Origin of the sequence: Nocardia pseudobrasiliensis NBRC 108224, assembly GCF_001613105.1 — a bacterium.
In the GTDB taxonomy this organism is placed as follows: domain Bacteria; phylum Actinomycetota; class Actinomycetes; order Mycobacteriales; family Mycobacteriaceae; genus Nocardia; species Nocardia pseudobrasiliensis.
Window position 1 is genome coordinate 41,272 of sequence record NZ_BDBS01000038.1, and the last position, 20,916, is coordinate 62,187.

Sequence of the window (20,916 nt, forward strand, 5' to 3'; positions counted from 1 at the left end):
GGGACGGCGCGACGCGCAACCAGATGATTGGCACGACGCGCGCTTCGTCGTGTTGAGCAATTTTATGGTTATTTTCCGTCTAGGGTGCGGATGTGGACTTAGCGCTCGAATGGGACAGACACCCCGGCACGGGGTTGCGGCTGGCCTGTGAACTCGCCGGCATGGCGGGCGAGCCCGAGCTCGAGGACATCGCGCCCAATGGTCGGGACGCGCAGTTGATCGGGATCGTGGCGGCCCGGCGGGGCGGCGAACTCGCGGGCTGGGCCGAACTGCGCCACGACGGCGCGGGCCGGGGCTGGGCCGAGGTGCTGTACGCGGCCCGCTACGTGCGGCGAATTCGGCTGGGCCACTACGATTTCGAGGCCGCGACCGGTGAGGAGGAGTCGGTCGTGCGCACGCTGATCGCGGGCGCGGCCCAGCAGGCGCGGGTCGCGGGCCTGGAGATGCTGAGCTGGGAGGGCGCGGACGTCGGGCCGGAGGGATTGGCCGCGGTGGCCCTCGGCGCGCGGATGACCGGTGAATACGCGCGATTGTGGACCGCCGAGCCGCGCAGTTGGACGGTTCCCCAGCAGCTGCTGTCGGCGGGACCGCTGGACTGCGTCCTGCAGGCGCTGGCCGAATCCGCCGATCCGCTGGGCCAGGTGATGGTCGTGGCGCTGCCGGGCCCCACCCTGACCGATCCGATCGCCACGATCGCCACCTCGATCGTGGGCAGCGAGGCCTATATCAATGTGTGCGAGGGCTTCTCCTATCGCATCGGCGACGCCCGTACGCTCGCTTCCCTGATCGGCGCGCTGATCGGCGAACTGCACGACGAACTGCCGCATGTGCTGGTGCTGCGGGTGTTCGAATACGACGACACCGTGGCCCGTTCGGCCCTCGCGCTGGCGGGTCTGGACATAGCGGCCCGATTCCACCGCTACGAACTGCCGCTGAGCTGAAGACCGTGCGCTCGCCGCCGTGGTCGAGCAGCATATGGCCGATCTCGTGCAGTCCGGCGTGGATCGGGGTGGCCGCATTGCCCGGCCCGGCGCGATGATGTCGTGGTCGTCGCAGGTGAGCCACAGGCCGCACAGATCGATCGGCGCCGTGGGCGGTAACGGCAGTCGCACGATGCGTCGGCCCCGGCCGCGTGCGACCGTGGCGTGGAACTCCTCGATCGTCCAGTAGCGGGGTAGTTCGAGCCGATCTGCGTCACTTCGTCATTCGCGCCGCCGATCAGGTGTGATCGTCGCGCGCGGTTCGAGTTTGCAGGGCGTGCAGCAACTGGTCGATGCCCGCGCGCGGGAAGGTGAGCTGATAGCCGTCGTCGTGGCGGCGGGCTCGGCGCAATTCGATGCCGAGGCGGTCGAGTTCGGTCACCAGGTTGGCGACGGATCGGTGGTCGCGATGGAGTCGGCGCAGCGCGTCGACTCCGCTCTCCACCTCGTCGTGGGTGTCCGGACCGGACACTTCCGCGCGCGTCGGATCGAGCGCGCCGCCATGGTGGAGCGCGTCGGTCGCGCTGCCCGGCGGCAGACCCAGTGCCTCGAGGGCGCGATTGTATTTAGCCTCGGTGGTGGCGCTGATCGTGTCGACCTGACCGCTTTCGATCCGGGACTGGACATTGCGGGTCGGTCCGCCGAGCTCGTGGATCTGCTGATGAGTGAGCAGCCGGTCGGGCAGATCCCGTTGCCGAAAGGCCTTCATCTGTCTTCCGAATCGTTGTCCGGTCGATTCCGGCTGCCATTGCGATTCGAACTCCCCGTCCATGGGCGAATCATATCGCCTGCGCCTCGGGCGAGCACATTCATGCACATGAATGCACACGAATGTCTTGACTTGCCTACGCCCCGGCCGTAGATTTCTGCGCATGAGCCGATGATCGAATGTCGTTGGCTCCCAGAGGTACAGCGTCGTACCCGAGCGTGTTGTCGAGGGTGCGGCGAGTCGTGCCGAGGAGGGGAGGGTTCGGCGTTCCTTCGGCGACCGGGGTCAGCGGTGTCGCGAAAGGTATTGGTGCAGTTGGCCGGAACCGGCCAGCATCGCGAGGGAACGGTCGGTCAGTTCGGCGCGCCGCCGCGCGATCGCCGCGTTCAGGGCCGCGCTGCCGCCGGTGCGGCGCAGTTCGTCGAGGACCTGCCGAATGCGTTCGAACGGATGCTGTCCGCGGCGCAGCACGGTGACGACCCGGGCGTCGCGGACATCGACGGGATCGAAGACGCGATAGCGGGTTCCGGGCTCGCGGCGCGGTGTGAGTAAGCCCTCCGATTCCCACAGTCGCAGTGCGGAAGTGCGCACGCCGAGACGTTTGGCGACCTCGCCGATGCGCAGACCCGAGCGTTCGGCCGCTGCGGTCGGTTCGGCCGCGAGGGTTTCCAGTGCCTCGGCCGTGGCGTCCAGCGCGCGGCGTTGGTCGTGCAGCGCGGCGTGTGCGGCATCGACCAGAGCCAGTGCGGCCGAGCGATTTTCGTCGTGGACGGCCTGCATGATCTCGCGCGCGACGACCGGCCCGTAACCGGCGGCCAGGGCGCGGTAGGTGCGCAGGGCGGCCGCGTGTTCGTCGCCGAATCGGCGATAACCCGACGCGGTGCGGGCGACCGGGGGCAAGATGGCTGCGTCGACATAGTTGCGGACCTGTTGCGTGGAGATGCCCGCGAGGCGAGCCAGATCGATCGAACGCCACTCGGCCGCGGGGTGCTTGCTCCGATGCGCGGATTCGGTCACCGCTGCATGGTCTCCGATGGTGTCGAGGTCAGCGGGCCGGGTCTGCCCCTCTTGTGATGTAGATCACAATTTGATAGCTTCACTGAAGATCTTACTGCAAATGCTTTCCAAGATCTTTGCTCATTCTTTACGCTTGCAGCTGCTCGTCGCTGTACCCGCCCGCTCGATGCCAGTACATGTTCCACCGATGAACCGAACCGCTCGGCGTTTCGGCGAAGGAGAAATATGTCGACCGACACCGATCCGGCCCGACGGACCACGCCAACTGGTCTCGCCGTCGTGCTCCGACACGATCTACCCGCCTCCGTGGTGGTCTTTCTCGTCGCGCTACCACTATCGATAGGTATAGCCGTCGCGGCGGGCGCGCCCGTGGCGGCCGGATTGCTGGCCGCGGTCGTCGGCGGATTGGTGGCCGGACTGCTCGGGGGCTCGGCCCTGCAGGTCAGCGGTCCCACGGCCAGTCTCACCGTGGTGGTCGCCGAGAGCATCAACCAATTCGGCTGGGCCGCCACCTGTTTCATCACGCTCGGGGCGGGCGTACTGCAGATCCTGTTCGGATTCGGGCGGCTGGGCCGGGCCGCGCTGGCCATCGCGCCGGTGGTGGTGCACGGGATGCTGGCCGGACTCGGCGCGGTCATCGCGCTGCAGCAGTTGCATGTGCTGCTGGGCGGGAAGTCGCTGAGTTCGTCGTGGCAGAGCATCGTGCAGCTGCCGCATCAGCTGACCTCGGTCAGCCGCGGCGACGCGCTGGTCGGCGCGGTGGTCATCGTCGTCATGCTGGGCTGGCGGTATCTGCCCTCCGCGGTGCGCAGGGTGCCCGCGCCGCTGGCGGCGGTCGTACTCGCGACCGGACTGGCCATGGTGCTGCCCACCGACGTGGCGCGAATCGCGTTGCACGGCTCGCTGTTCGACGAACTGGCGCTGCCGCGCCTACCCGGCGGCGGCCCGCTGGCGGTCGGGCTGGCCATGGTGACGATCGCGCTCATCGCCAGCGTCGAAACCTTGCTCTCGGCGGTCGCGGTGGATCGGATGCGGCCCGAACGGCGTACCGATCTCGATCGCGAACTCGTCGGACAGGGTGTGGCGAATATGGTCTGTGGCCTGATCGGCGCGCTGCCGATCGCGGCGGTGATCGTCCGCAGCGTCACCAATGTCAACGCGGGGGCGCGCACCAAGGCCTCGACCATGCTGCACGGGGTCTGGGTGCTGATCTTCGCGGTGGCCCTGGTGGGCGTGGTGCAGCAGATACCCAAGGCGGCGCTGGCCGGACTGCTGATCGTGATCGGCATGGGGCTGGTCAAACTCGCCCACATTCGTTCGGCGCGCCGTACCGGCGATCTGATCGTCTATGCCGCAACGGTTCTGGTGGTGGTGTTCGCCAATCTGCTGCTGGGCATGCTGGTGGGTCTGGCGCTGTCGTTCGCGTTGCTGCTGTGGCGGGTCGTGCGGGTGGCGATCGCCGCGGCGCCGGTGCCCGGGACCGCCCGCTGGCTGGTCACCATCGACGGCACCTGCACCTTCCTGGCCCTGCCGCGCCTGAGCGCCGAACTCGCCCGGGTGCCCGCGACCGCCACGGTGACAGTCGAGATGACCGTGGACTTTCTCGATCACGCCGCCTCCGACGCGCTGCGCGAATGGGCGCAGCAGCACGAAACCGGCGGCGGGACGGTCGAATTCGTCGAGATGGGCGCGGTGCGCATCGCCGATCTGGCCAGTGGGCGGCCCACCCGCGGTCACGCCCGGCGGCTGCTCGACGACGCGTTGGGTCCGTGGCGGCGCACCGCGCGGGTGGATCCGGTCGTCGCCGGAGTGGCGGCCTATCACCGCGGGCACGCCCATGTCGTGCGCCCGCATCTGGGTGAGCTACGCGACGGTCAGAATCCGGACGCGCTGTTTCTCACCTGCGCCGATTCGCGGATCGTGCCGAATGTGATCACCAGCAGCGGGCCGGGGGATCTGTTCACCGTGCGCAATATCGGCAATCTGATTCCCGCCGACGGGCGCGACACCTCGGTCGAGGCGGCCCTGGTCTACGCGCTGGACGTGCTGCGGGTGCGTTCGGTGGTGGTGTGCGGACACTCCGGTTGCGGCGCGATGGGCGCGCTGTATCGCGGCGATGTCACCGGATCCGGTCTGGACGACTGGCTCGCGCACGGGCGGCCCACGCTGAAGCGGTTCCGCGGCGGACATCCGGTGGCGGCGGCCGCCGCGGCAGCCGGATTCGGCGAGATCGATCAGCTGGGCATGGTGAATGTGGCCGTGCAGCTCGAGACGCTGGCCCGGCATCCGCTGGTGTGCCGCGCCCTCGTCGAGCGGGGGGTTGTGCTGTCGGGACTGTTCTTCGACATCGCCACCGCGCGGGTCATCCGGATCAGGGTGGACGGGATATCGGAGATCGACGATGCGGGCCGCGCCTGCGGACCGGACGTCGCGAGCAGGCCGGTTACGGCACTGCCGGTCTAGGGGGACACCCGGCCGTGGGCGACGGCCGGGTGGCGGCAGGTCGGGCGACGCCCCGGGGATGAGCTCCCGGGGCGTCGCTATACGTGGGACGACTTGCCTGTGAGTACTCACACTTCGGCGTGTCGGAAGTAAGCATCGATAAATAAACTTTCCTCAGGCTTTGCTAAGTCTTTACTATTAATCTGACCCTCACTTCCGGGTGCCTACCGAGACAGTGCCGTCTCGGTGGTTGAGCTCGATGCCTGGAGAACATGTTCGACCCACCGGATCAGCCCCACCTGTTCCGGCGAAGGAGAAATATGTCCACCGACACCGACACGAGGCCGCGTCACGCCGCTCCGCCGGGGCCGTCGATATCCGACCGGTTGTCCTCGATCATGCGTCACGACTTACCCGCCTCCCTCGTGGTTTTTCTTGTCGCCCTACCGCTTTCGCTCGGCATCGCCGTCGCCTCCGATGCGCCCATCGCCGCGGGTCTGATCGCCGCCGCTGTCGGCGGCATCGTGGTCGGCATCTTCGGCGGCTCGCCGCTGCAGGTCAGCGGTCCGGCCGCCGGTCTGACGGTGGTGGTCGCCGAGACCATCCATCAGTTCGGCTGGAAGACAACGTGTTTCATCACGGTCGCGGCCGGCTTGCTGCAGCTGGTCTTCGGTCTGAGCAGGATCGCCCGCGCGGCCCTGGCCATCGCGCCGGTCGTGGTGCACGCCATGCTCGCCGGTATCGGCATCACCATCGCGCTGCAGCAGGCCCATGTCCTGCTGGGCGGATCCTCGCGCAGCTCGGCCTGGGCGAATCTGACCGGACTGCCCGAGCAGCTGCTGAATCTGCACGGCGACGACTTCCTGATCGGCGCCGTGGTCATCGCCATCATCCTGGGCTGGAAGTATGTGCCGCAACGACTTCGGCTGGTGCCGGGGCCGCTGGTGGCCGTGCTCGTCGGCACCGGCCTGGCCATCGTCGGCCCGGGCGATCCCGAACGCATCAAGATCGAGGGTTCGCTGTTCGACGCCATCGGGCTGCCCGAGATCCCCAGCGGCGGTTGGGGTGCGATCGCACTGGCGGTGTTGACCATCGCGCTGATCGCCAGCGTGGAATCGCTGCTGTCGGCGGTCTCGGTCGACAAACTGCACTCCGGTGAGCGCACCAACTTCGACCGCGAGCTGATGGCGCAGGGCGCGGCCAATATGACCTCCGGTCTGCTCGGTGGCCTGCCCGTCACCGGCGTGATCGTGCGCAGCTCCACCAATGTCGCGGCGGGCGCCAAATCCAAGGCCTCGGCGCTGCTGCACGGTGTGTGGATTCTGGTGTTCTCCGTCGCGCTCGTCGGTGTGGTGCAACAGATTCCGAAGTCGGCGCTGGCTGGTCTGCTCATCGTGGTGGGCGTGCAGCTGGTGAAGGTCGGACATATCAGGCTGGCGCGGCGCACCGGCGATCTGGCCGTGTACACGGTCACCGTGGCCGGTGTGGTGTTCCTCAATCTGCTCGAGGGCGTGCTCATCGGCTTGGCGCTGGCGTTCGCGCTGCTGCTGTGGCGGGTTGTGAAGGTTTCGGTGGTCGCGGGTCCGGTGACCGGTACCGATCGCTGGATCGTCAGCATCGATGGCACCTGCACCTTCCTCGCGCTGCCCAAGCTGTCGGCGCAGTTGGCCAAGGTGCCCGCGGGGACCGATGTGCTGGTGGAACTGACCGTCGACTTCCTCGACCATGCCGCCTACGAGGCCATCCACGACTGGGCGCGCCAGCACGAGAGCACCGGCTGCACAGTGGAATTCGTGGAGATCGGCACCGCTCGCATGGAGCACGCCGTCGCCGGTCCGCCGCAGCGCGGTCCCGCCCGCGGCATGCTCGACAGTGTGCTCGGCCCGTGGCCCGAGCGCGGCGAGAACGCGCTGGAGGACGGCGTGGCCGAATATCACCGCAGCCATGCACACGTGGTGCGCCCGCATCTGGACGAGCTGCGCGACCGGCAGGATCCGCATTCGTTGTTCCTCACCTGCGCCGATTCGCGCATCGTGCCGAATGTGATCACCAACAGCGGTCCCGGTGATCTGTTCACCGTCCGCAATGTGGGCAATCTGATTCCCGCCGACCGCTCCGACTCCTCGGTCGAGGCCGCGATCGCGTTCTCGCTGAAGAATTTGGACGTGCGAAATGTGGTGGTGTGCGGGCATTCCGGCTGTGGCGCCATGTCGGCGCTGAAGTCCGGCGGCCCGCTCGGGCCGGGTCTGGACGACTGGCTCGCCCACGCCCGGCCGACGCTGCAGCGCTTCCACGCGGGCCATCCGGTCGCGCGGGCCGCGGCCGCGGCGGGCTATGACGAGCTGGCCCAGTTGGCCATGGTCAATGTCGCGGTTCAGCTCGAGACGCTGTACAGCCACCCGGTCGTGCAGCAGGTCATGGCCGAGCGGGGCATCACCGTATCGGGTCTGTACTTCGATATCGGCACTGCCCGGGTACTCGAGGTAACCACCGACGGCATCGCCGAGATCACCGACGCGGGTGAGCGCGCGGTCGCGATCCACGCCTGATATCCGCGACGAGGCGCGAGTTCGGTTGTTCGGCAACCGGACTCGCGCCTCGTCGCGCTTTCGGCCCGCCTTGTTCGATTGCTCCATGGCGGCAGTCGGAGATACGGCCGGGCGTGCCTGCGGCGCGTGCGCGAGGACAGGACATACGCTGGGGCGCCGGTAAACCTACTGGTCACGGATGTCTGCTGGCCGCCCGGCCTGGGGCGTGTCAGGGTGGTAATCAGGGATCGGAGTCGGATGGAAATGGCTGCGGGGTCGGTGGTGACGGGCACGCTTGTACCGGGGACCATGCTGACCGAGTCGCGGTGGCTGGCCGAGCGGATCGCCGATATGGGGATCTCGTGGGGGACCGGTGATTCGCGGGTTTCGGGGACGCTGTGGTGGTGTATGGCCGCGTCCTCGCTCGTCGACCCGATCGCGAGCGCCTACGCGCGGGATCTGCCCGCGCCGAATCCCGAACTGGAACGGCTGCTGTGCGAGATCCGTCCCGATGGGGGCGTGGAGCGCGTCCTGCCGGTGCGATGGGATGAAGCGGCCGCTGCCGAGCCGATGCCGGATGGGGGCGTCGGGCCGGCGCTGCGGAAAACGCTGGGCCGCATAATCCCGGTCGTCGCGCAGGTGAGTGGCGCCGGAATCCCATCCCTGTGGGCCATCGTGGCCGACGCCATCGGCAACCGCGCCCTGGACGCCGGAAACCCCGAGGCCGGATCCCGCCTGGCCCACGAGGTGGCCGGCCGCCTCCCGGTACCCCGCTTCATGGACATAGCCGACCGCACCTTCGTCCGCCGCATCTCCTGCTGCCTGGTCTTCGAGGTCCCCGGCTGCCAAATGTGCACCAGCTGCCCCAAACGCCCCGCCGCCGAGCGGCACACCCTGCTGACCGAGTTGGCCACCCGAGAGTGAGGTAGCCCGGTCCATCGGCGCGCGGCCGGGGGTGTCCCGATAGCATGGTCGCGCCGGAGTACTCGTGCGACCGGCTCGGACGCACGTCCGGATCGCGGGAGGGAGCAGCCCGCACCTAGACATTGCGGGTGAGAGCCCGCCGAGTAAGCCAAGGAGAGCGCAGCCGTGACCACCTCAGCCCGCATGACCCCAGCCGCCCTCGTTCGGGTGCCGGCCGGGACGACGGCGGGTGCCGCGCTGCGCGAGGCGGACCTGCCGAACAAGGGGCCCGAAGCGGTGATCGTCGTGCGCGATCCGGAAGGCAATCTCAAGGATCTGTCCTGGGCGCCGGAGACCGATGTCGAGGTCGAGCCGGTGCGGGCCGATTCGCCCGACGGGCGCAATGTGATCCGGCATTCGGCCGCGCATGTGCTGGCCCAGGCCGTGCAGCAGGAGTTCCCGGGGGCCCGACTCGGCATCGGGCCCTACATCAAGGACGGCTTCTACTACGACTTCCAGGTCGAGCGCCCCTTCACGCCGGAGGATCTGGCCAAGCTGGAATCGCGGATGAAGAAGATCATCAAAGGCGCGCAGCGGTTTTCGCGCCGGGTGGTCGAGGTCGAGGACGCCCGGGTCGAATTGGCGAAGGAGCCGTTCAAGCTCGAGCTGATCTCCGACAAGTCCGGAATCGACGATCCGGAGGTCATGGAGGTCGGCGGCAACGAGCTGACCATCTACGACAACCTGGACCCGCGCACCGGGGAGAAGATCTGGGGCGATCTGTGCCGCGGCCCGCACTGCCCGACCACCAAATACATTCCGGCCTTCAAACTGACCCGCAGCTCGGCCGCGTACTGGCGCGGTGATCAGAACCGCGAGGATCTGCAGCGCATCTACGGCACCGCGTGGGAATCGCAGGAGGCCCAGGACGAGTACCTGCACCTGCTGGCCGAGGCGGAAAAGCGCGACCATCGCAAGCTCGGCCTGGAGCTGGACCTGTTCTCCTTCCCCGACGAACTCGGTTCGGGCCTGCCGGTGTTCCACCCCAAGGGCGGCATCATCCGCAAGGAGCTCGAGGAGTACTCGCGCCGCCGCCATGTCGACGCGGGCTACGAATTCGTCAACACCCCGCACATCACCAAGGGCCACCTGTTCGAGGTCTCCGGCCACCTGGACTGGTATCGCGACGGCATGTTCCCCGCGATGCATCTGGACGCGGAGTACAACGAGGACGGCAGCGTTCGCAAGCCCGGCCAGGACTACTACGTCAAGCCGATGAACTGCCCGATGCACAACCTGATCTTCCGCGCCCGCGGCCGGTCGTATCGGGAACTGCCGCTGCGGCTGTTCGAATTCGGCTCGGTCTACCGCTACGAGAAGTCCGGCGTGATCCACGGCCTGACCCGGGTGCGCGGTATGACCCAGGACGACGCGCACATCTACTGCACCAAGGAGCAGATGCACGCGGAGCTGACCAGCACGCTGAACTTCGTGCTGTCGCTGCTGAAGGATTACGGCCTCGAGGACTTCTACCTGGAGCTGTCGACCAAGGATCCGAAGAAGTTCGTCGGCTCGGACGAGATCTGGGAGGAGGCGACCGCGACCCTCGAAAAGGTCGCCCACGCCTCGGGTCTCGAGCTGGTCCCGGATCCGGGCGGGGCCGCGTTCTACGGCCCGAAGATCTCGGTGCAGGCCAAGGACGCGCTCGGGCGCACCTGGCAGATGTCGACCATTCAGCTCGACTTCAACCTGCCCGAGCGCTTCGAGCTGGAGTACACCTCCTCCGACGGCACCAAGCAGCGGCCGGTCATGATCCACCGCGCGCTGTTCGGTTCCATCGAGCGGTTCTTCGGTGTGCTCACCGAGCACTACGCGGGCGCGTTCCCGGTGTGGCTGTCGCCGGTGCAGGTGGTGGGCATCCCCGTCGCCGACACCTTCGCACCGCATCTGGACGAGGTGATCGAGCGGCTGCGCGATCACGGTGTGCGCGCCGAGGTCGACCGCAGCGACGATCGCATGCAGAAGAAGATCTTCAACCACACCGCGCAGAAGGTGCCGTTCATGCTGCTGGCCGGTGAGCGCGATGTGAACGCGGGCGCGGTGAGCTTCCGATTCCGCGACGGCACCCAGGTCAACGGGGTACCGGTCGCCGATGCCGTCGCCACCGTCGTGGACTGGATTCGGCGGCGTGAGAACGCCTCGCCCACCGCGGACGGTTTCGGTATCCGGACAGGTGGAGCATGAGCATCATGGATGAGGCTGTGTCCGACCAGGATTCGAGCGAGCAGATCGTCGATACGGGCGCCGGAGATCCGGATCGCCTGCAGCGGTTGTGGACTCCGTACCGGATGTCCTACATCACCGGTGCGGTCAAGGACCGTGAGGAGCCCAAGAAGGGCGGCCATCCGTTCACCGAGATCCCGAAGATGTCCGACGAGGACGGTTTGGTGATCGCGCGCGGGCAGTGGGTGTACGCGGTGCTGAATCTGTACCCCTACAACCCCGGTCACATGATGGTGGTGCCGTATCGGCGGGTGGCCAACCTCGAGGACCTCACCGTCGAGGAGAGCACCGAGCTGATGGCGTTCACCCAGCAGGCGATCCGGGTGATGAAGCGGGTGTCGCGGCCGGAGGGTTTCAATGTCGGCCTGAATCTCGGTGGGGTGGCGGGCGGCTCGCTCGCCGACCACCTGCATCAGCACATCGTGCCGCGCTGGGGTGGCGACGCGAATTTCATCACCGTCGTCGGCGGGGTGAAGGTGATGCCCCAGTTGTTGCGGGAGACGCGGGCGCTGCTCGCGGAGGCCTGGAAGGACATCGAGTAGCGTGCTCAGCTTCTTCGGACGTGAGACGTTCGCCAAAGCGACTGCGCCCCTGGGTAAAGCGCTGGTGAGTACCGGGCTCACGCCCGATGCGATGACGCTGATCGGCACCACGGCCTCGATCGCGGCCGCGGTGACGCTGTTCCCGACCGATCACCTGTTCTGGGGAACGATGGTGATCTGGTTGTTCGTCATGTTCGACATGCTCGACGGTGCGATGGCCCGCGCGCGCGGCGGCGGCACGAAATACGGTGCGGTACTGGACGCCACGTGCGACCGCGTCGCCGACGGGGCGATCTTCGGCGCGCTGGCGTGGTGGTCGGTCTACACCGAGCACAGCAAGCATCTGTTCCTCGCGACGCTCGTGGTGCTGGTGACCTCGCAGGTCATCTCGTATGCCAAGGCGCGGGCCGAGGCCAGCGGGCTCTCGGCCGACGGCGGCCTCATCGAGCGTCCGGACCGGCTGGTGATCGTGCTCGTGGGCGCGGGATTCACCGGTATCGGCGGATACTGGGGTATCGAATGGCTCAGCTATGCCGTCTATGTCGCCATGTACATCCTGGCCGTGCTGAGTATCGTCACCGTGTTCCAGCGGGTACTGGCGGTGCGCAATTCGGCCGGCGCCCGTGATGTGATCACCCCGGCGGGCCGGGCCGAGCCCGGCGCCACGAACTAGGGGACGCCGCATGACGGATCTGAAATCCGCTGTGTCCGACAAGGCATACGCGGCGGGCTGGCGGCTGGTCCGCGGTCTGCCCGAGGCGGCGGCGCGGCGGTGGTTCGACCGCGGCGGCGACTGGGCCGGGCGACGCGCCAATCGGGCCGCGCATCGCACCGGTGAGCCGAATCAGCTGCGCCGCAATCTGTCCCGGGTGCTCGGGGTCGAGCCGATGGACGTGCCCGACGAGCTGATTCGGGCGAGTATGCGCTCCTACGCGCGTTATTGGCGCGAGGCGTTCCGGCTGCCGACGATGGATCATGCCGCGTTGGTGAAATCGTCGCGGATGCCGCGCCCCCTGGGCATCGAGAATCTCGACGAGGCGCTGGCGCGAGGTCGCGGCGCGGTGCTCGTCCTGCCGCATTCCGGCAACTGGGATATGGCCGGGGTCTGGCTGGTGCAGCATTACGGCGCCTTCGCCACCGTCGCCGAACGGCTGCAACCGGAATCGCTGTTCGAGCGGTTCGTCGAATATCGGGAGAGTCTCGGCTTCGAGGTATTCCCGCTGACCGGCGGGGAGCAGCCGCCGTTCGGTCAGCTCGCGGATCGCCTGTCGCAGAACAAGGTCGTCTGTTTGATGGGCGAGCGCGATCTGACCGGTAAGGGCGTGCCGGTGACCTTCTTCGGCGAGCGCACCTGGATGCCCGCCGGCGCGGCGAAGCTCGCGAGCGAGACCGGCGCGGCCCTGTTGCCGGTGCACGTGTGGTTCACCGTCGACGAGCAGGACCGCGAGGGCTGGGGGATGAAGGTCGAAGCGCCGCTGGATATTTCGGCTGGCGTGACCCCCGCGACCCAGGCCCTGGCCGATCGGTTCGCCGCCAATATCGCCGAGCATCCGGCCGACTGGCATATGCTGCAACCGCTGTGGGAGAGCGATCTGTCGCAGGCTCGCCGTGACCGGATCGCCGCTGCCCAAGCGGTTCTGGGAGGCGAGGCCCGGTGAAGATCGGCATGGTCTGCCCGTACTCGTTCGATGTGCCGGGCGGGGTGCAGTCGCACGTCGTGGAGCTGGCGCAGGTGCTGATCGAGCGCGGGCACCGGGTCAGCGTGCTGGCCCCGGCCTCCGACGAGACGCCGCTGCCTGATTTCGTGGTGTCCGCGGGCAAGGCCGTGGCCATTCCCTACAACGGTTCGGTGGCGCGGTTGTCGTTCGGGCCCACCGCCTACAACCGGATTCGGCGCTGGATCACCGACAACGATTTCGATGTGCTGCACATCCACGAACCGAACGCCCCGAGTCTGTCGATGCTGGCGCTGAAGATCGCGGACGGTCCGATTGTGGCCACCTTCCACACCTCCACCACGAAGTCGTTGGTGCTCAGCACTTTTCAGGGGGTGCTGCGGCCGTATCACGAGAAGATCCAGGGCCGGATCGCGGTGTCGGAGCTGGCGCGGCGCTGGCAGGTCGAGGCGCTGGGCAGCGACGCGGTCGAAATCCCCAACGGCGTGGACGTGCCCGCCTTCGCACACGCCCCGCTGCTGGACGGCTATCCGCGCGCCGGGGGGACCGTGCTGTTTCTGGGCCGCTACGACGAACCGCGCAAGGGGATGGCGGTGCTGCTGGGCGCGCTGCCGGAACTGGTGCGGCGCAATCCGGAGGTACAGATCCTGATCGTCGGGCGCGGCGACGAGGAGCGGCTGCGCCGCGAGGCCGGTACGCACGCGGGGCATCTGCGATTCCTCGGGCAGGTCTCCGATACGGAGAAGGCCTCGGCCATGCGCAGTGCCGATGTGTACTGCGCGCCCAATCTCGGTGGCGAGAGTTTCGGCATCGTGCTGGTGGAGGCGATGGCCGCGGGCACCGCGGTGGTGGCCAGCGAATTGGACGCCTTCCGGCGGGTGCTGCGCGACGGCGTCGCGGGACGGCTGGTGCCCGTGGGTGATTCCGCGGCCCTGGCCCGCACGCTGAATGAACTGCTGGCCGATCCGCCGCAGCGCGCGGAGCTGGTGCGGGCCGCGAATCAGGTCGTCGGCGAATACGATTGGCCGGTGGTGGCCGAACAGATCCTGCGGGTCTACGAGACGGTGACCGTGGGCGACATCCGGGTGCGGGTCGCCGGATGATCACATTCTCCGCGACCACGATCCTGGTCCTCGCGCTCGTCGCGGCGCTCGTCGTCGCGGCCGGTGTGTGGGCCTACTCCACCGCCAACCGGCTCGACCGACTGCATGTGCGCGGCGATCAGGCCCGCCATGCCCTCGAGGCGGCGCTGGCGCGGCGGGCCGTGGTGGCGCGCTCGGTGGCGCTCACGGTGCGCGCGGCCGATCCCGCGTCCGCCGATCCCGCCAAACGCCTGCAGACCCTGGCCGATCGGGCCGAACGCACCGAATGGTCCGATCGCGAGACCGCCGAGAATCAACTCGCCGTGGCGCTGGCCGCGATCGATATCTCGCTGCTGCCACCGCAATTGGTGGCCGAACTGGCCGACGCCGAGGCCCGGGTGCTGATCGCCCGCCGCTTCCACAACGACGCCGTCCGCGACACCCTGGCCCTGCGCACCCGCCGCCCGGTGCGGCTGCTGCATCTGGGCGGCACCGCCCCGCTGCCCACCTATTTCGAGATCGCCGAGCGCGTCACCCCCGCCGCGAGCACCGGCCTCGAGGTCGACACCGTGCGCACCTCGGCGCGCGTGGTCCTGCTCGACGAGCAGGACCGCATCCTGCTCATGCGCGGCCACGACCCGCAGACCCCCGACATGCCGTTCTGGTTCACCGTGGGTGGCGGCGTGGAACCCGGCGAGGGCCTGCGCGCCGCTGCCGTGCGGGAGCTGTGGGAGGAGACCGGCTACGCGCTGGATTCGACCTATCTACGCGGCCCGATCTGGCGACGGGTCGCGGTCTTCCCCTTCGACGGCGAACTGATCCGCTCGGAGGAACTGTTCTTCGTCGCCCGCGCCAAGAAGTCCTTCGACCCCAAGGCCGCCGACCCCACGGTCTGGGAACGCCGCTGCGTCAGCGCCTACAAGTGGTGCACGCCCGAGGACATCGTGAAGTTGGACGCGAGCGGCGAGACGGTCTACCCGTATCACCTCGACCGCCTGCTCCCCGAAGCCGTCACGGCCACGGGCGGCGACGACGAGCCCGAGGTGCGCTCGATTCGGTAGGGCGAACTTGTCGGACCCTCGTGCCAAGCTTGGGATTGTCACAAGCCCTACGGCCGGAGGGGAACGATATGGCCGACGACGACCGTCCCACGATCAGGCTCGTCACCCATTGCCGTCGGTGTCACGGGTGGCTGGTGTCGCCGCAGTCGGTGGTGCAGGGCATCGGGCCCACGTGTGCGGTGCGTGAGAGCGCCGAACTGCGTTCGGCCGCACGGGAATTGACTCTGTTCGATATCACAGGCCGACCGGCGCGCGATGCGCCGGAGCGATAGCGGCCGCGTAGGCGCGCAGGTCGGTCGCTTCGTCGGCGCAGCGGTCGGGGTCGACGATCGCGTTGCGGGAGATCAGGTTTCGGGCCGCGCGGAATTCGGCGGGGCGGGCGAGGGTGGCGGCGGCGGTGACGCGGTCGTCGCGGATGGCCAGGACGGTGAAGTCGTGGGCTTCGGGGACGCCGCGCAGGATGATCGTGTCGTCGGGGTGGAAGTGTCCGGCGAATTGGAGGTTGCGGCCGTACTGGGTGGTCCAGCCCCACGGGGTTTCGCGTGGGGGAAGCGGTTGGCCGAGTATGGCTTTCGCGGCGGAGCTGCCCTGTTCCTGGGCGCTGTTCCAGTGTTCGGTGCGTTCGCCGAGGCGGTTGGCGACATCACCGGCGGCGAAGACGGCCGGGGCCGAGGTGCGGTGATGATCGTCGACGACGATGCCGTTGTCGACGGCCAGGCCCGCCGCCCGGGCCAGATCGGTATTCGGTTCGGAGCCGATGGCCACCAGGGCGGCGGTCGCGTCCCAGGTGTGACCGTCGGCCGCGGTCGCGGTGACGCCGTCCGCGGTGCCCGCGAGGCGCGTGAGGGTGATGTCGTCGTGGATGGCTACGCCATTGGCGGCGTGCAGGTTTCGGAAGTAGTCGCCCACGAGGGGCGGGGCGATCCGGTCCAGTGGCGCGCGTCCGGCGTGCACGATGGTCGCCTGCGCGCCGAGTACGCGGGCGGTGGCGGCGGTCTCGCAACCGAGCACTCCCGCTCCGATCACCAGCAGTGTGCCGCCGTCGCGGAGCTCGGCGCGCAGCGGCGCGATATCGCCGAGTTCGCGCAGGGTGTGGATATGCCGCTGCGGATTCGGCAGGCGGCGCGCACGGGCCCCGGTGGCCAGCAGCAGGGCGTCGTAGCCCAGGGTGGAACCGTCGGCCAATTCGATTCGGGCGCGGGCGGTGTCGAGGCCGTCGACGTGGATGCCGAGGCGGAGATCGATATCGTGGGCACGCCACGCCTCGGCGGTCTCGATCAGCATGCGGCGTTCGTAGGCGGTGCCCGCGAGCAGTTCCTTCGACACCATCGGGCGGCGGTAGGGCAGACTGGTCTCCGCGCCGATCAGCACGATCGCACCGGTGTAGCCCTCGCGGCGCAGGGTTCGCGCGGCGGTGGCGCCCGCGATACCCGCGCCCACGATCACGATGCGTCCGGTCATGCCCGGCTGACCTCCACCATCTCGAAATCGGATTTGGCCGCGCCGCAGTCGGGACACGACCAGTCCTCGGGAATATCGGCCCAGCGGGTACCGGGGTCGATACCGTCCTCGGGCCAGCCGAGGGCCTCGTCGTATTCGAATCCACACTGCAGGCAGCGGAACAGTTTGTAGTCGGTCATCGGAAATCTCCTGTCACGGTGTCGAAATCGACCTTCTCCCGAACCCCACAGTCGGGGCAGCACCAGTCGTCGGGGACCGCGGACCACGGGGTTCCGGCGGGGAAGCCCTCCCGGGGCGCGCCGGAGCGCTCGTCGTAGACGTAGGCGCAGACCGGGCAGCGATAGGCGCTCATGCCCGCACCTCGTACTTCGCGAGCAGCCGATCCCGTTGGCGCGGATGGATATTGGCTCGCGCGATATGGCCGTCGTAGTGGGCCAGTACGCGGTGATCCATCACCCGACGCCATACCGGCGGCAGATAGGCCAGGGTGATCATGCTGGCGTAACCGCTGGGCAGATTCGGCGCGCCGTCCATGCTGCGCAGAATCTGGTAGCGCCGAGTCGGATTCGCGTGATGGTCGCTGTGGCGCTGCAGGTGGTACAGGAAGATATTGGTGACGATGTGATCAGAATTCCAGCTGTGCTCCGGGGTGCAGCGCTCATACCGGCCCGAGGCCGTGCGCCGGCGCAGCAGGCCGTAGTGCTCGAGGTAGTTCACCGTCTCCAGCAGTGAGAAGCCGTAGACCGCCTGCAGCGCCAGGAACGGCAGCACGCCCGGACCGAATACCACCGCCAGCGCACCCCACAGCAGCACCGACAGCAGCCAGGCATTGAGTACATCGTTGCGAATATCCCACGGTCGCTTACCCATTCGATGCAGCCGCGCCCGTTCGAGCGACCACGACGAGCGCAGGCTGCCGAAGACGCTGCGCGGCAGGAACGCCCAGAACGATTCGCCGAGCCGGGCGCTGGCCGGATCCTCCGGCGTGGCCACCCGGACGTGATGGCCGCGATTGTGCTCGATGTAGAAGTGGCCGTAGAACGTCTGCGCCAGGGTGATCTTGGACAGCCAGCGTTCCAATTCGTCCTTCTTGTGGCCCATTTCGTGCGCGGCATTGATGCCGACGCCACCCATCGCGCCGATACTGAACGCCAGGCCGATCTTCGACACCAGGTTCAGTCCGCCGTCGATGCCGAGCCAGGACAGATTCGGCGCGGTCCACAGATATCCGGCCAGCACGAGGCTGATCAGCTGGAACGGGATGTAGGCGTAGACGCAGAAGCGGTAGTAGCGGTCGTTCTCCAGCTGTTCCATCAGCTCCTCGGGCGGATTCTGCCCGTCGGGGCCGAAGAAGCGGTCCAGGATCGGCAACAGCACGTAGACCAGCAGCGGGCCGATCCACCACCACACCGCGGCCGCGCTGTGCCAGCCGAATTGGTTGAACGCCCACACCAGGGCCAGTGCCAGCAGAATCGCGGTGGGCGGGACCAGGCCGAAAAGCCACAGGTAGCGCTTGCGGTCGTGCCAGGTTTCGGATGTCGTCATCGCCGAACTCTCCTCATCGACCTCGCCCGTTTACACTTTCTGGCGAGTTGTATTCATTGAAGACAGTTCATGCTTGGTTGTCAACGATGGAACGTTCGGGGCGATCATGTACGATCGGATCGTGGTCGAAGCGCCGAACTTCCAGACCGAGATGCGTCAGCTGCTGCGCGAACGCGTCATCGACACCGCCCGCCGACTGGTGTGCACCGAGGGCTGGGGTGCGGTGAACATGTCGCGGGTGGCCAAGGAGGTCGGCGTCAGCCGCCCGGTGCTGTACAAGGAGATCGGCACCAAACAGGAGCTGGCCGATGTCGTGGTCCGCCACGAGGTCGACGCGTTCCTGATCGGCATTGCCCGGAGCCTGGCCGCCCATCCGGGAGACCCGGTGGCGGGCGTGCGCGCGGCCGCGGAGTACACGCTGCGCGCCGGTGCGGACAACGCGCTGCTGAAAGCGGTGCTGGCGGGCCGGACCGCGGCCGACACCACCCTGCTGCCGGTGCTGATGACCGAGCCCGAACCCGTACTGGGACGGGCGATTTCGGCGGTGACCGCGACCATGCGCGCACAGTACGGACTCGACCGGCTCGACGACGCGCGATTGGGATCGAGGATGGAGATCATCGTCCGGCTGGCGCTGAGCCACCTGTTCCAGCCGACCGGCACGGTCGAACGCGCCGTCGATCAGATCGGTGTGGTGGCCGCGGCGGTGTTCAGCGACTGAAGGTCTCGTCGAGCGCCGCCAGGATATCGATGACCGGACCGAAGGTGATCATGGCGGTCACGCCGCCCGCGATCTCGCCGCGGAAGGGCTCCAGGGCCGTGCGCGCCCGGCTGGCCAGCGATTCGTCTCCCAGCTGAATCGCGGTGTGCGCGTTGACGGTCCAGAGCGCGTCGTACAGGTGATCGGCGGGCGGTGTGGGTATGTCGGCGGCGGCTCGGCGGGCCGCCGCCGAACTGTCGCGGGCGAGGTCGATGAGGGGTTGGACCCAGGGATGGTAAGGGCCCCAATCGAGTTCGGGATCCGTCGGCGCGGGGCGGTGATGCCGTAGCCGCAGTGCGAGCAGTGCCAGCGGGAACAGGCCCGCTTCGACCCCGGGCATGCCCGCACCGGAAAGATCGTTCGCCACAACGCGATACGCGTGTGCGACCTCGGCCGGATCGTTGGACCGCTGTGCCAGTCGCATCGTCCGGAAAGCCGCGGTGAGAACATGGACCAGTGGGGCCTCCTGGCGGTCGGCGAGCCGTTCGGCCGCCGCCGCATGGTGATTCGCCGTGTCGGTATCGCCGCGGGCCGCGCCGACCTGGATCTTGATGAGATGACCGAGGATCTCGAATGTCGAAAGATCGTGTCGCGCCGAGAGATCGATGAGTTCGCTTGCGATCTCGTCGCGTTCGCCGGTACGCGCCGGGTGTTGGAAGGACTGGATGAAGCGGGCATTGAGCGCGAGCGCCAAGACATTGGGATCGGACAGTTCCCGGGCGAGGCGTTCGGCCTCGATCGCCGCCTCGGCCGCCCAGTGGTCGCGGGTGCCGCGATGTTCCAGGCCGAGGGTCGCCAGCAGACGCGCTCGCAGGGCGGTCGGGGCCCCAGCTCCCAGTTGTCGCAGCGTGCGCCGGGTCGTGGCGACCAGGGCCCGCGCGCGTTCGGGATCGTCGACGCGCGTCCAGATGGTCGGGACGTCGTAGGCGGCGATGACGCGGGCGGTGAGGTCGGGATCGCCGGAACGCTCCGCCTCCGCGACCGCCGCGGCGCGTTGCTGTTGGGCCAGTACGAGATTGGTGCCGCCGGTCAGCGCGGCCGCCCCGGCCACGGTCGTCATCGAGCGCAGGCGGGTGTAGATGCCCGTCGCCTCGGTGCGAGTGAGCAGGCGCAGCCGGTCCTCGTCGCGGGGTGTGGGGCGCAGTTGCGGGGCACGGCCGAGGATGTCGCGTTCGAGATGGTCGAGGCTGTCCGCCGCGTCCAGTCCGAACCGATCGAGCAGCCGGGTGCGCGCGGCGCGCAGCGTGGTCAACGCGTCGACCTGGCGGTCGGCTTGATAGAGGGCGTGGCACAGCAGCACCCACGCCGACTCCCGCCACGGATGCGCGGTGGTGAAGGCGTCCAACTCCGGGACCAGGGCCGCGCCGCGGCCGAGATCCAGCAGTGCCTCGGCACGCAGTTCGACCGCGCGGCTGTGCAATTCGGTCAGGCGGGCGCGTTCGCGCATCAGCCAGGGCGAGGGCTCGAGATCGGCGTACGGTTCGCCCTTCCACTCCGACAGGGCTTCGGTCAAGGCGGCGGCGACCCGGTCGCGGCGCTGATCCCGCACGGCTCGCAGGGTGTCTTCGAAGCGGTGGGCGTCGATGGCGGCTCGCGGAATCCGCAGGGCGTATCCGGTGCCGACGGTTTCGATGGTGTGCGAGCAGGTGCGCGGCCCGCGATCGGGTTCGAGCGCGCGGCGCAGCTCGGAGACGAAGGTGCGGACGGTTCCGGCGGCCGTGGGCGGGGGATCGTCCCAGAGATCGTCGACGAGCAGCGGTAGGGAGACGACCCGACCGCCCGCCGCGATCAGCCGACCCAGCAGTTCGCGGCGACGGCGGCTGCCGACCGCGATCGGGCGGCCCTCGGCGTCGGTGACCGTGATCGGCCCGAGCACCCGGACGAGAATCTCCACGTGCTCATTGTGCTGCGTCGCTGATCCGCTGCT

The 20,916-nt window shown here is 68.3% G+C and carries 19 protein-coding genes; 12 read left to right on the forward strand and 7 right to left on the reverse strand.

What is annotated here, in order from left to right; translation table 11 throughout:
• The first annotated feature begins 92 nt into the window (after positions 1-92).
• Both NP4_RS27700 and NP4_RS27705 read left to right on the forward strand, forming a co-directional pair.
• Positions 93-941, forward strand: a complete 849-nt coding sequence (locus NP4_RS27700; RefSeq protein WP_147287915.1) for a hypothetical protein — start codon at positions 93-95, stop codon at positions 939-941.
• Between the two features lie 19 nt (positions 942-960).
• Positions 961-1,170 carry a hypothetical protein gene (locus NP4_RS27705; protein ID WP_114755580.1) on the forward strand — a complete coding sequence of 70 codons (210 nt, stop codon included), beginning with the start codon at positions 961-963 and terminating at the stop codon, positions 1,168-1,170.
• A gap of 48 nt (positions 1,171-1,218) precedes the next feature.
• On the opposite strand, the gene NP4_RS27710 is transcribed toward NP4_RS27705, so the two are convergent.
• Positions 1,219-1,752: a hypothetical protein gene (locus tag NP4_RS27710; protein ID WP_068003970.1), complete on the reverse strand. Its 534-nt coding sequence runs from the start codon at positions 1,750-1,752 to the stop codon at positions 1,219-1,221.
• A gap of 222 nt (positions 1,753-1,974) precedes the next feature.
• Positions 1,975-2,706, reverse strand: coding sequence for a MerR family transcriptional regulator (locus NP4_RS27715; protein WP_068003973.1), 732 nt, complete (start codon positions 2,704-2,706; stop codon positions 1,975-1,977).
• A gap of 225 nt (positions 2,707-2,931) precedes the next feature.
• On the opposite strand from NP4_RS27715, the gene NP4_RS27720 reads away from it, so the two are divergent.
• The 9 genes from NP4_RS27720 (at position 2,932) to NP4_RS27760 (ending at position 15,223) form a co-directional block, all read left to right on the forward strand.
• Entirely contained in the window at positions 2,932-5,169 is a 2,238-nt protein-coding gene (locus NP4_RS27720; RefSeq protein ID WP_068003974.1) for a SulP family inorganic anion transporter, read from the forward strand.
• Positions 5,170-5,468: 299 nt separating this feature from the next.
• A complete protein-coding gene (locus NP4_RS27725) occupies positions 5,469-7,697 on the forward strand; it encodes a SulP family inorganic anion transporter (protein WP_068003976.1) in 2,229 nt (742 codons plus the stop codon).
• A gap of 237 nt (positions 7,698-7,934) precedes the next feature.
• On the forward strand, positions 7,935-8,600 hold the full coding sequence (locus NP4_RS27730) for a (2Fe-2S)-binding protein (protein ID WP_068003979.1): 666 nt from the start codon (positions 7,935-7,937) through the stop codon (positions 8,598-8,600).
• A gap of 183 nt (positions 8,601-8,783) precedes the next feature.
• Positions 8,784-10,823: a threonine--tRNA ligase gene (thrS, locus tag NP4_RS27735; RefSeq protein WP_174556179.1), complete on the forward strand. Its 2,040-nt coding sequence runs from the start codon at positions 8,784-8,786 to the stop codon at positions 10,821-10,823.
• Positions 10,820-11,404: an ATP adenylyltransferase gene (locus tag NP4_RS27740; protein WP_373863875.1), complete on the forward strand. Its 585-nt coding sequence runs from the start codon at positions 10,820-10,822 to the stop codon at positions 11,402-11,404. Before thrS ends, NP4_RS27740 begins: the two co-directional genes overlap by 4 nt.
• A gap of 1 nt (position 11,405) precedes the next feature.
• Positions 11,406-12,077 (forward strand): phosphatidylinositol phosphate synthase, encoded by a 672-nt coding sequence (pgsA, locus tag NP4_RS27745; RefSeq protein ID WP_068003986.1) that lies wholly within the window; start codon positions 11,406-11,408, stop codon positions 12,075-12,077.
• Between the two features lie 10 nt (positions 12,078-12,087).
• The gene (locus tag NP4_RS27750) at positions 12,088-13,062 is read left to right on the forward strand and encodes a phosphatidylinositol mannoside acyltransferase (RefSeq protein WP_068003995.1); all 975 of its coding nucleotides are present in this window, start codon (positions 12,088-12,090) and stop codon (positions 13,060-13,062) included.
• Positions 13,059-14,183, forward strand: a complete 1,125-nt coding sequence (locus NP4_RS27755; protein ID WP_068003999.1) for a glycosyltransferase family 4 protein — start codon at positions 13,059-13,061, stop codon at positions 14,181-14,183. Before NP4_RS27750 ends, NP4_RS27755 begins: the two co-directional genes overlap by 4 nt.
• Entirely contained in the window at positions 14,183-15,223 is a 1,041-nt protein-coding gene (locus NP4_RS27760) for an NUDIX hydrolase (RefSeq protein WP_068004203.1), read from the forward strand. The genes NP4_RS27755 and NP4_RS27760 overlap by 1 nt, the downstream gene beginning before the upstream one ends.
• 234 nt (positions 15,224-15,457) lie before the next feature.
• Here NP4_RS27760 and NP4_RS27770 read toward each other — a convergent pair whose 3' ends face one another.
• Genes NP4_RS27770 through NP4_RS27785 form a run of 4 tightly spaced genes read right to left on the reverse strand, consistent with a single transcriptional unit; the run spans position 15,458 to position 18,229 of the window.
• Complete coding sequence (locus NP4_RS27770) at positions 15,458-16,684, reverse strand: NAD(P)/FAD-dependent oxidoreductase (RefSeq protein WP_068004006.1); 1,227 nt, start codon at positions 16,682-16,684, stop codon at positions 15,458-15,460.
• Positions 16,681-16,863: a rubredoxin gene (locus NP4_RS27775; RefSeq protein ID WP_062512194.1), complete on the reverse strand. Its 183-nt coding sequence runs from the start codon at positions 16,861-16,863 to the stop codon at positions 16,681-16,683. Before NP4_RS27775 ends, NP4_RS27770 begins: the two co-directional genes overlap by 4 nt.
• A complete protein-coding gene (locus NP4_RS27780; RefSeq protein WP_068004008.1) occupies positions 16,860-17,036 on the reverse strand; it encodes a rubredoxin in 177 nt (58 codons plus the stop codon). The genes NP4_RS27775 and NP4_RS27780 overlap by 4 nt, the downstream gene beginning before the upstream one ends.
• Complete coding sequence (locus tag NP4_RS27785; protein ID WP_068004011.1) at positions 17,033-18,229, reverse strand: alkane 1-monooxygenase; 1,197 nt, start codon at positions 18,227-18,229, stop codon at positions 17,033-17,035. The genes NP4_RS27780 and NP4_RS27785 overlap by 4 nt, the downstream gene beginning before the upstream one ends.
• A gap of 73 nt (positions 18,230-18,302) precedes the next feature.
• Between NP4_RS27785 and NP4_RS27790 the strand changes: the two genes are divergently transcribed.
• Positions 18,303-18,950 carry a TetR/AcrR family transcriptional regulator gene (locus NP4_RS27790; protein WP_245997590.1) on the forward strand — a complete coding sequence of 216 codons (648 nt, stop codon included), beginning with the start codon at positions 18,303-18,305 and terminating at the stop codon, positions 18,948-18,950.
• Here the strand turns inward: NP4_RS27790 and NP4_RS27795 are convergent.
• Positions 18,940-20,883 (reverse strand): AfsR/SARP family transcriptional regulator, encoded by a 1,944-nt coding sequence (locus NP4_RS27795; protein ID WP_068004016.1) that lies wholly within the window; start codon positions 20,881-20,883, stop codon positions 18,940-18,942. The two genes, NP4_RS27790 and NP4_RS27795, sit on opposite strands and share 11 nt — an antisense overlap.
• Positions 20,884-20,916 lie beyond the last annotated feature (33 nt).

Excerpts from the sequence above, each read along its gene's own strand:
- NP4_RS27770 (WP_068004006.1), bottom strand. The coding sequence starts at position 16,684 with ATGACCGGACGCATCGTGATCGTGGGCGCGGGTATCGCGGGCGCCACC.
- thrS (WP_174556179.1), top strand. The coding sequence starts at position 8,784 with ATGACCCCAGCCGCCCTCGTTCGGGTGCCGGCCGGGACGACGGCGGGT.
- NP4_RS27710 (WP_068003970.1), bottom strand. The coding sequence starts at position 1,752 with ATGGACGGGGAGTTCGAATCGCAATGGCAGCCGGAATCGACCGGACAA.
- NP4_RS27740 (WP_373863875.1), top strand. The coding sequence starts at position 10,820 with ATGAGCATCATGGATGAGGCTGTGTCCGACCAGGATTCGAGCGAGCAG.
- NP4_RS27720 (WP_068003974.1), top strand. The coding sequence starts at position 2,932 with ATGTCGACCGACACCGATCCGGCCCGACGGACCACGCCAACTGGTCTC.
- NP4_RS27730 (WP_068003979.1), top strand. The coding sequence starts at position 7,935 with ATGGAAATGGCTGCGGGGTCGGTGGTGACGGGCACGCTTGTACCGGGG.
- NP4_RS27780 (WP_068004008.1), bottom strand. The coding sequence starts at position 17,036 with ATGAGCGCCTATCGCTGCCCGGTCTGCGCCTACGTCTACGACGAGCGC.
- NP4_RS27785 (WP_068004011.1), bottom strand. The coding sequence starts at position 18,229 with ATGACGACATCCGAAACCTGGCACGACCGCAAGCGCTACCTGTGGCTT.
- NP4_RS27775 (WP_062512194.1), bottom strand. The coding sequence starts at position 16,863 with ATGACCGACTACAAACTGTTCCGCTGCCTGCAGTGTGGATTCGAATAC.
- NP4_RS27725 (WP_068003976.1), top strand. The coding sequence starts at position 5,469 with ATGTCCACCGACACCGACACGAGGCCGCGTCACGCCGCTCCGCCGGGG.
- NP4_RS27750 (WP_068003995.1), top strand. The coding sequence starts at position 12,088 with ATGACGGATCTGAAATCCGCTGTGTCCGACAAGGCATACGCGGCGGGC.